Source organism: Chitinophaga sp. W3I9 (assembly GCF_050434025.1).
In the GTDB taxonomy this organism is placed as follows: Bacteria; Bacteroidota; Bacteroidia; order Chitinophagales; family Chitinophagaceae; genus Chitinophaga.
Window position 1 is genome coordinate 5,865,927 of record NZ_JBNPWC010000001.1, and the last position, 16,508, is coordinate 5,882,434.

A 16,508-nucleotide genomic window follows, 5' to 3' on the forward strand; every position below is an offset into this window, starting at 1 on the left:
ATTAACTCCGGATACGTTGCTATTCATGTATATGATTAGTTGAGATGCACGTCTACCAGCACGTTCATACCCGGGCGCAACTGTTTTACCAGTTCATCGTTAGGGTTATCGAACTCGATTTTTACCGGTAAGCGCTGCACTACTTTTACGAAGTTACCAGAGGCATTATCCGCAGGCAGCAGGGCGAATTTAGAGCCGGTTGCCGGAGAAAAGGAAGTTACTTTTGCTTCCAGTCCTTTTTCAGGATAAGCGTCGATATGCACGGTCACTTTCTGACCCAGTTTCATTTTATCCAGCTGTGTTTCCTTGAAGTTGGCCACTACCCATGGAGTAGTGCTCAGTACCACGCTGAATAAAGACTGGCCCGCCGTAACAAACTGTCCAGGTTGTACGAATATTTTTGATAATACGCCATCTTCCGGAGCGAGGATTACGGAATAAGAGAGATTCAGCTTTGCATCTTCCACATCTGTTTCACGTTGTTTGATACCTGCATTGGCTACGTTGATCTGCTTGGAGGTAGCGCCGCTCTGGGAGCTAACTACGTTTGTCTGACGGCTGGCAGCAGCTTTTTGCCTGGCCAGTACGTCGAGCTGACGTTCAGCAGTTTGTTTTGCAGCAGAAGCCTGTTCAAATTCCTGTTGGGTGATCGAATGATCTTTGATCAGGTTGGCGTAGCGGTCGTAATCCTGGCTGGCTCTCCAGAGGTTTACTTTTGCTGCTTCGATCTGTGCATCAATGGTTCCTACCTGCGCCTGTGCGGTACTGATACCGGCTTCAGCAGCGGCGGTGGTAGCCTGTGCGGCGCCCAGGTTAGCCTGTGCGGCATAGAGGGCGTTTTCAGCCTGCTGTACTTTAATGGCCAGGTCGCGGTCGTCCAGGATCACTAACGTATCTCCTTTCTTCACTACCTGGTTATCTTTCACCCTTACTTCTTTCACATAACCGGATACACGGGGTATAACCGGGCTCACATTGGCATCGATCTGCGCGTTATCAGTTTCTTCATGATGCTGACCATGAACATACTTGGTGATACCGAATGCGCCGCCACCCAGCACCAGCACTGCCAGCACTATGACGAACCCTTTGCTTTTCTTTTTAGGGGCGGTTGTTTCCTGCATGTTTATATTGTTAGTAGGTTTTGTTTGAGTTTGCGTTTCCACGGCTTTGATATTTATTGGTTTGTTGGTATTATTTATTGTTGGATTCCAGTATACCTGCAGACTGTAACAGTTTGTTATATGCTACCAGTGCATCTGCCTTCGCGTACGCATAGTTGAGATGCGCCTGCAGATTTGCAACGTCGGCATCGAGCAGGTCTGTTGTGGTAGCCAGGTTGTTATCATGCTTGTTCTTCGTAATCCGGTAATTTTCTTCCGACTGTTCTATCGCTTTGATATAAGTATCCATCTTCTTATGGCTCAGGAGGTAGTTTTCGTAAGATTGATATACGTCCAGGTGAATACCATCCACGAGCTTCGCCTCATTGGCCTGCACTTCTGCCAGTTGCGCCTTTGCATTACTTACTTTTGATCCTGTTTTCCAGAGGGAAGAAAGATTGTATTTCAGTCCTACGCCTGCATTTACCGCATTGGTAATGGTGATTACATTAGGAATGTAAGCTGCCACATATCCGCCGGTTACTGCGAGTGACGGGAAATAATCTGCTTTCGCTCCTTTGATTCCTGCATTGGCGGCTTTTTCACGTGCGCTGAGAGAAGCTGCATCTTTACGGTTCTGGTAAGCCAGTTGCTCAAACTCTGCCACTCCGCGGCCATCTACTTTATCATCTACTTTAAATACGGTGCTGTCTACCTGGATCACGGTGTTATCCGGAAGGCCCAGCATGATATCCATATTCAGGTTGGCAATTTTCAGGTTGTTTTCAGCGTCCATTAATGCCAGCTGGTAATTGGATTGCTGTAGCTCCGCTTTTAAAAGATCGTTACGGGCAAGGAGACCATTCTTTTCCTTGTTGGAAAACTCCTTCACTCTTTCATCCGACTGCCGGATGTTTTCCTGTACCAGTGCTACTGCGGCTTTTGCCTTATAAAGATTGCTATAGGCAGCAATGGTATTCTGAATTACATCTTCACGGTCTTTGTCCACATCCAGCCGTGCAGCTTCTGCCAGGTAACGGGCAGATTCTTTACCGCTTTGTATCAATCCACCGGAAAAGATGGGAAGGGATACACTGGCGATACCATAAGCTGCCGAATTCACTTTGGGGCTTTCACTTTTGGCGCCACCATTACTATCATCTCCCAACTTAAGTTTCATGTCGATGTTAGGCTGTGCAAGCCTCAAATAAGAACCGGAAACACTTACGTCCGGTAACTGGCGTTCATGGGCTTCTTTCAGTGAGGCAGTAGCCTGATCTACTTTAGCGTGACTCACCTTTAATTGTTTGCTGTTTTGTATACTCAGCGATATGGCTTCATTTAACGAAAGCGGTTTTACGCTCTGTTGTGCGGATGCTGTCTGAAAGAAAAAAGTCAGCAGTATTCCCGATGCAAGCGCATATAATCGTGTGTATATGCTTTTAGAATTCATGTGTTAGGATTGCTTTGAACAATTTTTTTAAATGTGTACCTACTCTGTTTTTCAAATACTCCCTGTATTCATCGTCATTCAAATCCTTCGCCTCAGGGTTTGTTCTCAATATATGTTTGGCAGGTATTACCTGATGAATAGTCCCGAATAAAGAAGTCATCAGCATTTCCACGTCTACATCTTTATAAAAGATGCCTGCTTCCTGGGCATTTGTAACGATGGGGCGCATCAGACCGAGCATTTCTCCTTTCAGTTGCCAGATAAGATCCCTGATCGGGCTTTGCTGGCTGTTCAACTGTTCACGGCTCATAATGCACTGGAAGTATTGCTCCCCGAGCATTTTGTTGACGAACCGGTCAATCAGACTGTTTATCTTCTCCAGTGGCTCCATCGTATCGTTCTCCAACAATTCATTGATGAACTTCCGGGAAGTCTCCATTCTATATTTGAAAATAGATTCCAGCAATTTGTCCTTTGAACCGAAATAATAGGAGATCATGGCGATATTCACATCTGCCTCCTGGGCTATATCCCTTACCGATGTGCCATGAAAGCCCTGATCGGCAAATAGCCGCTCCGCAACCGTTAAAATTGAGAGCTGTTTTTCACTATACTCTTCCATGTTCCTTTTTTAAATTTGACTTCACAAAGTTAAACAAACGTTTAATTTAAACAAGCGTTTATTTAACTCTTTGTTTAAATTTTAATTATTTATAACTATATATGTTTGATTATCAATAAAAATACTTGAAATTTTAAGCTGTTTTTAATATTTATTAATAATCTATTAATAAAAGCGGTGAAAATCTTATCAATGGTGAGGTTTTTATAGTAAAATTTTTTAATTTAAGAGATGTAGTCACACTATCTTGTTTTACCATATAAAAACAAATCACATGCGTCCTGTTTCCTCTTTTCCGGGAACTGTTTTACTGGCCGGCCTTATTGCCGGTACCCTGGACATTCTTTCTGCGTTTGTACATTTTTTTATTGTTACCCACGGTCAGCCGGTCACCAGGATACTGGTATACATCAGCAGCGGTGTATTTGGTAAAGCGGCCTTTAGCGGGGAGCCGGCCATGATGTGGTGGGGATTACTGTTTCACTATCTTATTGCGCTCGCCTGGTCGTTTGTTTTCTTCCTCATTTATCCGAAGATACCGGGACTGCGTAAGCACCCGGTGGCAACAGGGCTCGTTTACGGGTTACTGGTGTGGTGCGTGATGAACCTGGTGGTATTGCCGTTAAGCCAGGTACCGCATGGACCACTGCGTTTAGTCAACTCCGTTATTAATATTCTCATATTGATGGTCATGATCGGATTACCACTCTCCTTCATGGCGCGCAAGTATTATACACGCTGAAAGCGGAGGGAAATTTCCCTCCGCTTTTGATTTTAATATTTTACGCCCGGAAATTCCTTTTGCGCCTGCAGGAACTCTTCCTCCCAACTGGCGGGCCAGCCGAAAGCAATGGTGGCCTGCGGTTTCAGGTTTACACCTGCAGCGCCGCTCCAGAAGTGTATGAACTCTCCCCAGTTCATATCGCGCGTATAGCCATTACCGTTACGGGGAAAATTGGCGGCCAGTATGGTAAAGAAATTGTTTAATACTTTGGCGCCGCCATACTGATGGTAAACCGGGTAAAACCAGTTTTTAAACCATTGTGTACCCGGCCGTGGAAAATTATCTGTATTCTTCATCTGCGTATCAAACCATCGCTGCGCTTCCGCATCCCAGCCCAATGCGCGGTATACATCATATTGATAGATCTCCATCCACTTGCTGTCTTTCCATATCGGGAAGGCTGGCGACCCATGCACTCCTTTGGCGGCGCCCTCCACAATATGCCCCACCTCATGCACAGCGGCATCCAGGTTCCAGCCGGTATTACTCACCCAATCACCTTCATGCCCCACATCAATCACGTTGCGGTAGTCGTGACTACCATCGAAATAGGTAGACGGGTGCCCGCCGCCATATTTGCCGGTATGCAACAGCACAAACAGGCGATTATCCTTACCAAAGGCGCCATAAGTTTTAGTAGTGTAGTTCCATACCTTCGTTAACAACGTGTCCGGCCAGGTAATGCTTTCAGGCGTTTCTTTGTCGTAATACACCGTCACCGACGAGTTGCTGAATACCCGGCGCATCACCTGCGCATGCTCAAACCAATGCTCTTTCCAGGTAAGCGGCGGCATAGCGGTAGTATCCTTCACCACGGGCGCCATCCATCCTCCATTTTTTGCAGCAAAAGCGGCAAGGGTAAAAAGACTGCAACCAGCTAATAATACATTACATAAATATCTCTTCATACAGGGATTTTATAAAAAATGCTAAATCGATTTTCTGATATCAAAAAAGTAGTATCTTAATGGTGAAAATAGCCAACAGGAATCGAATCAATTTTAAAAAATCCCTAACGGATTGTAAACAAAACTTAAAAGCATCGGGAACGGACGTCGTTATCAAGTGAAGAACAGGAAAGGTCAACCAAAAGTAATAAAGCGAAGCATGAGGCATTCTATCAAGCTGTATATCCTGACAGCTGTTATCTGTATTATCGCGTTGGCTATTGTACAGTTTTTCCTGATATATAATACCTATCAGTTGCTGGACAGCCGTTTTAACTACGTGGAAAAAGGAAGGATCGGCGAAGCCTATAACCTGGCCATCGCCAATGATAAGCTGTTCCCGGGAGGGCAGCCGTTGCTGGACAGTATCATTGTGCCGCAGTACCCTTACCTGGAACAACTGTATAACACCAACCGCCACGGCTTCGACACCGCCGCACAACATCTCGTGAACCGCATCATCCGGGAACTGGTAAAGCATGAGAACACCGACAGCATGCTGAAAGCCATCAAGGCCAACGACGGGATCAAAGACTCCCTCTTGTTTGCTTTATGTATTCACCGGCTGGATATCAAGTTCAAAGACAGCCAGTATGTAAACGTATACAACCGCTTTAAAAAGTACCCGCTCATCCCGGCCGACAGGCAAAAGGAAATGGGACTCTTTATTTGCGGCAACCTGCCGAAGCTCAATGAAAACAGCGCAGCGTCTTCGCTGGTGGCCAATTCGCCCCTGCCCTATTCTTATTCCCTGTCGTTCTCATTTTACGCAGATCCCTATAACCGCCGCACCCTGGTGCTCCGGCAAATGAAATATACCATCCTCCCCGGCCTGCTTACCCTGCTGGCGGTGATCACATTGTTTGCCATCACACTCTTCAAATGGATCCGGCAAAAGCATCTGTCAGATATGAAATCCGATTTCATCAATAATATTACGCACGAGTTTAACACGCCCATCACTGCTATCATCGTTGCTAATAAAAATATCCAGAATGAAAAAACACTGGATAATAAACAAAGCGTTACCGCGCTGTCCGAAATCATCCACCGCCAGGCAGAACGCCTGAAACTACTGGTAGAAAAGGTGATCAATATTGCAGCCACAGAGAAACTGGCGCTCAAAACCACCACCACGGATCTGAATGAACTGATCAGCGGGATACTGGCAGTGTATAGTCTTAATACCATGAAACAGCCTGTCCGTTTCCATTTTCACAACAGCGGCCAACCGGTAATGATTGAAGCAGACACCTTTCATTTTACCACCCTGCTGCAAAACATCCTGGATAATGCCGTGAAGTACAACGACCAGGCAGAGAAGGTCATTACCATTACCACGCTGCAGGAAAAAGAATCCATCGCACTGATCATACAAGACAATGGTATCGGCATGAACGCTGCTACCCTCCGCCATATCTTTGAAAAATTCTACCGGCACCAGCCTAACCTGTCCAGGCCCACCAAAGGCCTGGGGCTGGGCCTTTATTATGTAAAACAATGCGTGGATGCGCATGGCTGGACGATTAAGGTGAGCAGTGAACCCGGTGCTGGCAGTACTTTCGTAATTAACATACCTTCAAAAATATAACGCTATGAAACATCACATTCTGCTGGTAGAAGATGAAACGGACCTGGGTAACGTTGTAAAGCAATACCTGGAGCTGATGGACTTTACTGTCGACTGGCAACAAAGCGGGCGATCGGCGTTGGAGGCGTTTACCGCTACTCCTACAGCCTGGCATATTATTCTGATAGACATCAACCTTCCCGAAATGGACGGCTTCGAACTGGCGCAGGAACTGGTGAAAATACAACCCAGCGTTCCGTTCCTCTTCCTCACCGCGCGTGGTGAAAAGAAGGACCGCCTGTACGGCCTGAAGATCGGGGCAGACGATTACATTGTAAAACCATTTGATGTGGATGAACTGGTGCTCCGCATAAAAAATATCCTGAAAAGAAACCAGATCGTAAACAGCATCGCCACCAGCAATGCCATTGAACTTGGAGGCATGCGCTTTCATAAAGACTCCCTGAAGCTCATTGGTAATGGCAAGGAAACTATTCTCACCCCGCTGGAAAGCGACCTGCTGCTGCACTTCTATCACAACAGCAATAAGGTAATCCGCCGCGAAGATATCCTGCACGAGGTATGGGGAGCAAATGATTATTTTGTAGGAAGAAGTTTAGATGTGTTTGTATCCCGCTTCCGCAAATACTTCCAGGGGAATGAAAATATCAGTATCCGGAATATTTATGGGATTGGGTTCATGTTCAGCCTTACTTAATAAAAAAGGGCGGGCGCTACATCGCTTAAGGGCCCGCCCCTGCACATCTCTTACAAGATGTTGTGCCTGTTTATCAACCGTATCTTCATCATTTCAGTAATATCGTGCAAGGGAAAAACATATACAGGAGGGCATTGCCGCTATAGGTGTTTTTCATAGTGATACATAGTTAACAGGGATAACGGAAAAAAGTTCAGCGGATTTTGTCTTTCTCGCTGATTACGCTGATTTTAATGATTTTTCGGATTCTACTTTTTTTGATTTTTAGATTTAATAGTAAGGGGAGATACAAGCGGGTATATTCGCTTATATCTCCCCAAATCTTTTAAAATCAAAAAGTGATCAAATCAGCGTAATCAGTGTAATAAGTTTAATCTTGAGAAAGACAAAATCCGCTTATTTCAGTGAATTGATCCACATAGCAATTTTCGTGGCATCTGCCTGCGGCACCTGCGGGAACGGAGGCATTGGCGTAGCATAGCCAGGCCAGTTCTCCGCCTGTGGGTTTTTAATCAGCGACAGGATCTTGGCAACAGAATAATTTCTTTTTGCTACATCACGGAAACCAGGTCCCACCTGCTTTTTATCAGGATTGTGGCAGGAAGAACAGGTGTACTTGTTCAGCAATGGCTTGATCTGCTCGTAGGTCAGCGTCTTTGCAGGAGCTGGTTTGGCTGCTGTGGAAGCTGCTTTTGCATCTGCTACCTTGGTAGCCGTAGTAGTCGGTTTGGTAGCAGAGTTTTTAGTGCTCAGTGCGGCAACTGCCAGCTTTGCACCATCAGGAATGTTATTCAGGGTGTAGTACACATCAGGATGTACCAGTGAATAGGAATTTTCCTGGGTACGGATACCATTCAGCGACAGCTTATGGATGTAGTACTGGCGCAGCCCGTCGATCACGAGGCGAACCTTCATACCATCGGGAGATACCTGTACACCTTTGATGGTCAGTTTTTCTGAATTAACAGTAGGACTGCCATACACCGGGTGATATTTGTAGATAAAGCTTTCTACATTGTAAGAAGCGATATCTTCTGCATACTTTTTATCTACCGGTAAAGTGAAAGTAATTTCAAAACCGTCAGGCATGGCGCTTACCGTTCTCATTTCAAACGGTACTTTGTTGTTCCATACCAGGCGTTGCAGGCCCTGGTTGGCATCACCGGCAGAACCCCATCCACGGTTGGTTTCACCTACAAAGAGGGAACCGTCTTTACCCCAGGCGAGGCGCAGTACGCCCGACTGGAAGCCGCTTCTGAAATCCCAGGCAGCGCCCTGGTATTCACCTTTTACTTTCTCCAGGAATACACGTACAATTTTGCTCTGTCCCTGATCGCCGATCAGTACCTGTTTGGCAAATGGACCAAAAGCACCTTCGGGGATGGTGGTGAGCTGTGCATTGGAAATACCTAAAATACCGTGTGGCAGCCAAACAGCGGGCACTTGTACTTCAGGGAAATATTTCTTCATATCAAACAGCGTCACAAACTTTTCGTTCTCTACGTTTTCAGGCTTGATAGCACGACCGTTTGCATCTCTGCGGAAACGCGGATCTACTTTGCTGTACAGTTCTTCCGTGGTGAGTTTTACCGGGGAATTTGGCAGATTGGTCCAGCGTAAGCCCGCAGGATGTCCAACAAAACTTCCTTTCTTCACGTGGGTTAACCCACCGGATCCCATCCAGTCGCCCTGGTTTTCTGTGTAGAACAGTTCTCCATCGATCATACCAAGTCCGCATGGAGAGCGGAAACCGGTCGCAAATGGTTCCATTTTACCGTCTTCTGTAATATGCATCATCCAGCCTCTCCAGGGTACCTTGCTTTCACCACGCCACCATTCTTCATCTCCAAAGGCAACGTTGCCGGAAACAAAGAAGGAGCCGTCTGTGCCCAGAACCGGACCAAAGCTGTACTCATGATAGTGACCGGATAAAGGCCAGGAGTATACGGTTTCAAACAGGTCCATTTTACCGTCCATATTGGTATCGGTCATTTTGGTGAGTTCACCGCGTTGTGCGCAGTAAAGGGAACCGTTTTTGTAAGCCAGTCCCAGTACTTCATGCAGCCCGGAGGCCACTTTCCTGAAGTAGGGTGTTTTGCTGGTAGGATTCTCTACTATAAATATATCGCCGCGGCGGGTAGCTACACCCAGGTCGCCATTGGGAAGAGTGCATAAACCACCCACTTCCAGCAGGGTGCCTTCGGGTGAGCTGATACGCGCGATGCGGAAAAAGTCCTCTTCCTTTGGGGACTCCTGTGCTTTTACAGGCGTGATGGCCGTTGTCATCAGGAACATACCTGCGGCTATTCCTGCTGTAATTCTTTTATAATTCAGTTTCATAATAGTCATTAGTGTTGCTGCTTAGAAGATAACCGCATAACCTGTTTTCGCCTGTACCGGCACTATCAGCTCCGCGCGGCCGTTCTGGTTGCGGATAATAGGATTCGCTTTGGCATCATCCATCTTCACATAATAAGATTTGTCGCCGATCACATATAATCCGGGAGACACCTGCTCAATACTATCGCCTTCGGCTATACGCAGATACAGGTCGGATGCAGGTTGCTTCACCGTAACGGTACGGTGAATACCCTGGTTTTCCGGGAGCACGCTGATATCGTCTGTTACCGCAGTACCATAGATATTGTAGCGGAAAGTAGGCTTGCCGCTTTCATCGAGTGAATAGCCGGTTGGACGGAAGCCGGTACCGGCGGTATCCGTGCTCCAGGCAGTTTCTTTGGTGGCCAGTTTACCAATGGCCAGCGCAGGTTGATTGGTAATTACCTGCACAGTACCCAGCGGACGGGAAGAACCATCGCCGCGGTCGTGCCACATAGGCGTGGTGTTCAGGAATTCGCCGCGCCACACCTGGAAGGGTAAGCCATTGTCCATATCGTAGGTGTAATGCACTTTAGCAGGACTGCCCACAGATACGGCGTGTACCACGCGTTTACCACCAGGTACATCCATGAAACTGCGCAACACGGTGTTTTCGTTGGCTGTTACCAGGATAGGATCAGTAGGATCATCCACCGGTACGTTGGCATCGCTGATCACAAATTCGCGGATACCGGCTTCGCTCACGGATAAAGTGATGGACGGTTTTGCCCAGTCGGTATTTTTGACATACAGCACTTCCACCGGGTAACTGCCGGGTTGTAATTCAATGCTGCCGTGGCCATCCCAGCCCCGTGGTGTGACAACAGGCTGGTTATTTACCTTCAATACGCCGCCGCCGCCGGAGGTATGCAGGTTAAAGTTGTATTTACCAGCGGTTTTAATGGCGATGGTAGTGGTGTAACGCACCAGGAAGTCGTTGTCCGGCAAGCCTGCAATGTTGGAGGTCAGCAGCGCGGAAGTTCCGGTAGTTAAGGGTTTCAGGGTAGCAAAGTCGGGTTCTTTATCAAAGCCTCCCTTGTACACGCTGTATTTTATGCCTTCCAGTGTTGGTCTGGGAGCACTGTAGTTATTAATCACGATGTTCCTGAAAGCTACGGTGCCGTGGTCTCCCTGGATACGGAGCGGGCCGGAAGCTACTTCATTATTTTGTACGGCGCCGCGGGTAGGTCCGGAAAGCACTACGTTTTCCTGGATAGTTACACCGTTCAGTTCCAGCTTCAGGATAACGGCATCGGCGGTTTTATTGCCGGCGGCATCAAAGCGGGGCGCCTGGAATGAAATTTTCATGTGCTGCCATAAGCCGGGCGCGCGGCTTACATTCTGGCGGGGAGCATGACCGTCGTAGCCTTGCTGTCCTTCCGGTTTGCTGTCGTTCCAGCGTTCGTAGATCCCTCCGTTGTCGGAAGCGCGGGGAGCTGAAGTGCCCCAGCTGTCGAGTAGCTGGATTTCATATCTTCCCTGTAAATAAATACCTGAATTAGAGCCTTTGGACATCATATAGTCCAGTTCGAGATCCAGGTCGCCATGTTGCAGTGTACTGAAAAGGTCCTGTCCATGTGCATTCTTTTCAGGCAGGTTTACCAGGATGCCTGTACCTGCAGTTGTTTGCAGCAGGTTGTTCTGTTGCAGGTCTGCTTTAACGCCACCGGCTATACGCCAGTTGGCTGCGGGCTGCTGAAATGCAGATAAATTTGTTAATGGCAATTTGTTCTGTGCCATCATCTGTTGACAACTGCCAATACTTAAAATCAATACCAAAGTTCTCCGGTCGTACACACGTAACTGTTTCAACTTTGGACGGAACTTGTTCCATCTAAGCATAGATCTGGATTTTTTTTAAAAAGTTTACATTGATTGCTAAATGCATTTAGCTCTATAGCTAATACATCATTATTTTCTATATAGGCAACCCCAATTGTTAATGAAATTTAAATTCTCAACTATCGCTAAACGTGGGACTGGACTAATTTTGATCACGGGTGCCAAAATAGAAATTAATTACAAGAAAGTAGTCAGTGGGGGCAAAAAAATTACACCAGCGGTAAAAAACCTGGCGGATTTTGTCTTTCTCAGGATTACGCTGATTATACTGATTTTTACTTTTGGATTTTATAAAGGATTAAGGGAGATAAAAGCGGATTTTGTCTTTCTCGCTGATTACGCTGATTATACTGATTTTTACTTTGGATTTTATAAAGGATTAAGGGAGATAAAAGCGAATTTTGTCTTTCTCGCTGATTACGCTGATTATACTGATTTTTACTTTGGATTTTTAGATTTTAATAATTAAAGGAGATATAAGCGGACAAATTCGCTTTTATCTCCCTTAATCCTTTATAAAATCCAAAGTAAAAATCAGTATAATCAGCGTAATCAGCGAGAAAGACAAAATCCGCTACAACGCCAATCCGAAAGCCGCCAGTTTTTTTACGGTGCTTTCATAATCTGTATGGCAAACGCCGTTGATACCAAGACCCGCAGCTACATCGATGAACATGGAGCGGTCTTCCACATACACCACTTCCGCAGGTTTAACCTGTGCAATATCGAGCGCTATCTTATAGATATCTGCATCGGGTTTGCGGAAATGTACAAAGCAGGAAGAAATGTAAAAGTCAACAAAACGGCTGATATTAAAATGATGGATCCGGTGTTCATTCAGCTCCCTGCCTTCATTATTAACAATAGCAATTTTCAGTTTGTATTTTTCTTTCAGCTGTGGGATCAGCTCCAGCATCTCCGGGTACGGCGCTGACTGGGCAAACATAAACTCGCGGAAATCCTGGCGGCTAAAGGATCTGTCTTCATAAAACACTACGCGGCTCAGGTATTCGTCCAGCGTGAGTTTACCTTCTTCGTAAGTATCAAAGGTAAGGTGATGCCGTTCTTCCGTTTCCAATGCATCCAGCCCAAAAGTTTGTATAGCCAGTTTACGCGCGGACCTGTCCCATCCGTTAGTTAATAATACGCCGCCTATGTCGAGGAACAGCGTCGTAATCTTTACATGGTTGTCCATCTGCAGAAAAATTTATTGCTACGCTAATGTAAGGATTTGTGCGGAGGTTGTCTTACTCAGGATTAAACTTATTACATTGATTACGCTGATTTGATCACTTTGGATTTTAAAAGATTTGGGGAGACGCGGATTTTGTCTTTCTCGCTGATTACGCTGATTTTTACTTTTAGATTTTATAAAGGATTTTAAATAATTGGGGAGATATAAGCGAAAATATCCGCTTTTATCTCCCCAAATCTTTTAAAATCCAAAATGATCAAATCAGCGTAATCAATGTAATAAGTTTAATCCTGAGTAAGACAACCTCCGCTTCTATCTCCCCAAATCTTTTAAATCAAAAAGTGATCAAATCAGCGCAATCAATGTAATAAGTTTAATCCTGAGTAAGACAACCTCCGCTTCTATCTCCCCAAATCTTTTAAATCAAAAAGTGATCAAATCAGCGCAATCAATGTAATAAGTTTAATCCTGAGTAAGACAACCTCCGCTCTGCGTTATTTCTTCTTTTTAACTTTTCTTTCTGTTATATACCCGTTAAAACTGATCGGCGACCTGTCGCTGCTGGTTACCTGGAGCGATGCATAGCCTTCGCTGGAAATGCTCAGGTTCATCGATTGTACTGATCTGTGATCTTTGGGCTTAATGGTAATATTCCAGCCATCCTTTTTGCCGGGAGTGGCGTTATAGTCGAAAGATTTGGTTTTGAAATCCAGCGGCGACCTGGTGGCGCCATAGTCCACCGATGTATAGGCACGGCCAAAATAAGGCAGGTAGCTGATTACGGAGTCGGCCGCTACTATTACGTTGTACTCCGATGTAAGATTACGCATGCGGCCACTCATGGGCAGGGCATTCTGCGCTACAAAAACGTAATTCTGCGAGTCAATCAGGGATTTGATCTTAGCTACTTTATCCGCTTTTTGCTGCGCTTTTGTTTCCTGTGCAAAAAGGCCGGTAGATATAACGGCTCCCATCAGCAGGAGCACCATTGTTTTTAATACAAAGAACCTTTTCATATGGTAAGTTTTTACGTAAGAGGAAGTGCTAATATCGTACCATAACAGTAAGGAACTTCGTTTTGTTCATCGCCATTGCGATACAAATTGAGCGTAAAACATTACTTTTAAGGGCCAATGATTAAACCCGGAAACATGCCCAACCCATATGTCTCGTTACTGAAAACCGCCTGGAAATATGCCCGGAAAGAGCGTAAGAAATACCTGCTGGTCTATTTCCTTTTCCTGATGGCCAATGTAATCTTTTCCCTGAACCCGGTGCTGTTCGGCTGGTTTATCGGGAGCATACAACGCGACAGCGCCCATCTGCCCCGGTATACAATGATCTTTGGCGCCGCCTACTTCGGACTTAAATTCCTGGAATGGTGCTTCCATGGCCCCGCCCGCGTAATGGAGCGCCACCTGGCATTTAACCTGAGCCGGAACTTCCTGCAGGAACGCTATCACCAGGCCCTCCATCTTCCCGTAAAATGGCACCAGGATAACCATAGCGGCGCCGTGATCAACCGTATCAGAAAAGCATACGAAGCCCTGAAAGAGTTCTTTGAACGCGGCTTTATGTACCTCCACGCGATCTGTAAACTGCTGTTTTCCATGATCGCCATGCTGTATTTTTCTCCCCTCTATGGAAGTATCGGCATTGCGCTGGGCGTGCTATGTATATGGATTGTGCTGCGGTTCGACCGCCCCTTTATCAGAACACTCAATGAAATAAATGAAGGCGAACACGTAGTATCTGCCACGCTGTTCGATAGCCTTTCCAATATCATGACCGTTATTACCCTGCGGCTGGAAAAGAGCATGGAAAACGGTTTACTGGCAAAGATAAAACGCATATGGCCACCCTTCCGGAAAAACACCGTGATCAACGAATGGAAATGGTTTGTAGCAGAAATGATGATTTCACTTATTTACTGTGTTATTGCTATAGGTTATGTTTTCCAGCATTGGGTACCGGGAGAAATATTCTATGTAGCGGGACTCGTGACCCTCCTGGGATATGTAAACCAGTTCACCAGCGTGTTCCAGGATGTTGCCTGGCAATATACCGACGTAGTGCAATACAATACCGCGGTGGGTACCGCCGGCAATATCAGCGACGCCTATACGCAGCACCACCGGGCAGACGCTGCACCGGAACTGCCGGTCGACTGGCAGCAGATCACCATCAGCTCCCTGAGCTTTTCGCACACGGCTACCTATGAGGATAACGCAGCGCCGCAACGCCTACACGACCTCCACATCCTGGTGGAGAAAGGGAAAAAGATCGCTTTAATTGGGGAAAGCGGCAGTGGAAAAAGTACGCTGCTGGCTATTTTGCGCGGACTCTATGAACCCGAACCCGGCGTGATGATACAGGTAAACGGAGCCGCATTACCGTTGGCTACCGTGAATGAAAGCGTCACCCTGTTCCCGCAGGAACCCGAAATCTTTGAAAATACCATCGAATATAATATTACGCTCGGCCTGCCCTTTCAGCCGGATGAAATCATGGCTGTGTGCAGCAGCGCCCACTTTTCGGAAGTAGTGGAAATGCTGCCACAGGGACTGGCTTCCGATATCCGTGAAAAAGGCGTGAACCTTTCCGGCGGACAAAAACAACGGCTGGCGCTTGCCCGTGGCATCCTCGCAGCGCGCAACAGCCAGGTGATCCTCCTGGATGAACCTACCAGCAGTGTGGATCCCAAAACCGAAGCCATGATCTACGAAAAAATGTTCCAGGCATTCTCCGACAAAGCCATTATTTCAGCCATGCATAGACTCCATCTGCTCCCGCAGTTCGATTATATCTATGTGCTCGACCAGGGCCGCATTGTGTCTGAAGGTACTTTCCATTACCTGCGCGCCAATAGCGCCGCTTTCCAGGAGCTTTGGAGACACCAGGAAAACAAATAGCTTTTTTTACTAATATTGCAGTATCATTACAGTCACGTTTTCATCCTATGTAATGGTTCTCTCCCAGCTGATATTACACTATGAAAACGCTATGCAAAAAATTTCACTGTACGACCTGAAACGTAAGCTAAGAAACAGTCAGGAGCCAGATGAAATGATCACCCTCCTCGGATATAACCTTTCGTTTTTTTCACTGGAGGAACGGTCGCAACTACTATGCGATTTACTGGAATACCAGGAAATATTTTTTGAGGCAGCAGAACTGCTGATTGAAGAAGGCGGGGCCGACATCCATTATAAAAAGGAAGGTATTATTCCAATCATTTTCTGTGCAGTAGGCGCCAATAAGCCGCAGGCTGTACAATACCTGCTGAAAAAAGGCGCCTCCCTTCACGTCAGCAACGCCGATTACCTGTTTGCCATTGCCTATATCTTCAAACATCACCGGCTGGCGGCCATCACGGACATACTGCTGATCCTCATCGAGCACAACATCCACTTCAATTTTGTACTGGCCAGTATGGATACCCCTTTGCTGCTGGCTACCCGTCATAATAATAACCGAGAGGTAGTGCAGTTTTTATTGTCGGAAGAAGTGAATAAATACGTGTATGATGAAGATGGGTTTACCGCTATCCATTATGTTCCGTTCGCCAAAGCCCCTCACCTGTATAAAGATATGATCACCTGTATGGCGGATATCCAGGTGAAAACGAAGTTTGCCACCAGCATGGAGCCCGTCTTTGAATGCGTGATCAAAGTGAGTGAACACCATACTTTTGAAGAGTTTATTTATGAAGCCCTGAACGCTTTCCTGGAAAACAGGCACCGCATGTACGATGATATCTTTGAAAAATACTATTACCGCCTTCACCTCATCGCAGAACATATTTCCACTATCCGCGCCAACGCCGGCGACAACGTGTGACGCATTTTAATTTTGCAACAAAGTTGCAATATCTTATTTTTGTCCTCTTACATCA

14 protein-coding genes are annotated in these 16,508 nt (G+C 46.2%); 6 read left to right on the forward strand and 8 right to left on the reverse strand.

The window, feature by feature from the left end; genetic code table 11:
- Positions 1-35: 35 nt before the first annotated feature.
- Genes QFZ51_RS23740 through QFZ51_RS23750 form a run of 3 tightly spaced genes read right to left on the reverse strand, consistent with a single transcriptional unit; the run spans position 36 to position 3,178 of the window.
- Positions 36-1,166, reverse strand: coding sequence for an HlyD family secretion protein (locus QFZ51_RS23740; RefSeq protein ID WP_429049636.1), 1,131 nt, complete (start codon positions 1,164-1,166; stop codon positions 36-38).
- A 28-nt stretch (positions 1,167-1,194) separates the two neighbouring features.
- Complete coding sequence (locus QFZ51_RS23745; RefSeq protein WP_370907468.1) at positions 1,195-2,556, reverse strand: TolC family protein; 1,362 nt, start codon at positions 2,554-2,556, stop codon at positions 1,195-1,197.
- Positions 2,546-3,178, reverse strand: coding sequence for a TetR/AcrR family transcriptional regulator (locus tag QFZ51_RS23750; protein ID WP_429049639.1), 633 nt, complete (start codon positions 3,176-3,178; stop codon positions 2,546-2,548). The genes QFZ51_RS23745 and QFZ51_RS23750 overlap by 11 nt, the downstream gene beginning before the upstream one ends.
- Before the next feature lie 274 nt (positions 3,179-3,452).
- Between QFZ51_RS23750 and QFZ51_RS23755 the strand changes: the two genes are divergently transcribed.
- Complete coding sequence (locus tag QFZ51_RS23755; protein ID WP_429049642.1) at positions 3,453-3,920, forward strand: hypothetical protein; 468 nt, start codon at positions 3,453-3,455, stop codon at positions 3,918-3,920.
- A 32-nt stretch (positions 3,921-3,952) separates the two neighbouring features.
- Here the strand turns inward: QFZ51_RS23755 and QFZ51_RS23760 are convergent, their stop codons facing one another.
- A complete protein-coding gene (locus QFZ51_RS23760; RefSeq protein ID WP_429049645.1) occupies positions 3,953-4,870 on the reverse strand; it encodes a hypothetical protein in 918 nt (305 codons plus the stop codon).
- Between the two features lie 199 nt (positions 4,871-5,069).
- Between QFZ51_RS23760 and QFZ51_RS23765 the strand changes: the two genes are divergently transcribed.
- Both QFZ51_RS23765 and QFZ51_RS23770 read left to right on the forward strand, forming a co-directional pair.
- Positions 5,070-6,500, forward strand: coding sequence for a sensor histidine kinase (locus QFZ51_RS23765; protein WP_429049648.1), 1,431 nt, complete (start codon positions 5,070-5,072; stop codon positions 6,498-6,500).
- A 4-nt stretch (positions 6,501-6,504) separates the two neighbouring features.
- Complete coding sequence (locus QFZ51_RS23770; protein ID WP_370907473.1) at positions 6,505-7,197, forward strand: response regulator transcription factor; 693 nt, start codon at positions 6,505-6,507, stop codon at positions 7,195-7,197.
- Between the two features lie 396 nt (positions 7,198-7,593).
- Here QFZ51_RS23770 and QFZ51_RS23775 read toward each other — a convergent pair whose 3' ends face one another.
- Both QFZ51_RS23775 and QFZ51_RS23780 read right to left on the reverse strand, forming a co-directional pair.
- Positions 7,594-9,537: a hypothetical protein gene (locus tag QFZ51_RS23775; protein WP_429049650.1), complete on the reverse strand. Its 1,944-nt coding sequence runs from the start codon at positions 9,535-9,537 to the stop codon at positions 7,594-7,596.
- Between the two features lie 21 nt (positions 9,538-9,558).
- Positions 9,559-11,418, reverse strand: a complete 1,860-nt coding sequence (locus tag QFZ51_RS23780) for a family 16 glycoside hydrolase (RefSeq protein WP_429049652.1) — start codon at positions 11,416-11,418, stop codon at positions 9,559-9,561.
- Positions 11,419-11,518: 100 nt separating this feature from the next.
- On the opposite strand from QFZ51_RS23780, the gene QFZ51_RS23785 reads away from it, so the two are divergent.
- On the forward strand, positions 11,519-11,887 hold the full coding sequence (locus QFZ51_RS23785) for a hypothetical protein (protein ID WP_429049653.1): 369 nt from the start codon (positions 11,519-11,521) through the stop codon (positions 11,885-11,887).
- Between the two features lie 105 nt (positions 11,888-11,992).
- Here the strand turns inward: QFZ51_RS23785 and QFZ51_RS23790 are convergent, their stop codons facing one another.
- Together QFZ51_RS23790 and QFZ51_RS23795 are read right to left on the reverse strand one after the other, a co-directional pair.
- Positions 11,993-12,613 carry an HAD family hydrolase gene (locus QFZ51_RS23790; protein ID WP_429049656.1) on the reverse strand — a complete coding sequence of 207 codons (621 nt, stop codon included), beginning with the start codon at positions 12,611-12,613 and terminating at the stop codon, positions 11,993-11,995.
- Between the two features lie 494 nt (positions 12,614-13,107).
- Entirely contained in the window at positions 13,108-13,629 is a 522-nt protein-coding gene (locus QFZ51_RS23795; RefSeq protein WP_429049658.1) for a DUF4251 domain-containing protein, read from the reverse strand.
- A 135-nt stretch (positions 13,630-13,764) separates the two neighbouring features.
- Here QFZ51_RS23795 and QFZ51_RS23800 point away from each other — a divergent pair, with 135 nt between their 5' ends.
- Together QFZ51_RS23800 and QFZ51_RS23805 are read left to right on the forward strand one after the other, a co-directional pair.
- A complete protein-coding gene (locus tag QFZ51_RS23800; protein ID WP_429049660.1) occupies positions 13,765-15,525 on the forward strand; it encodes an ABC transporter ATP-binding protein in 1,761 nt (586 codons plus the stop codon).
- A gap of 91 nt (positions 15,526-15,616) precedes the next feature.
- Positions 15,617-16,453 (forward strand): ankyrin repeat domain-containing protein, encoded by an 837-nt coding sequence (locus QFZ51_RS23805; RefSeq protein WP_429049662.1) that lies wholly within the window; start codon positions 15,617-15,619, stop codon positions 16,451-16,453.
- The last annotated feature ends 55 nt before the right edge of the window (positions 16,454-16,508 follow it).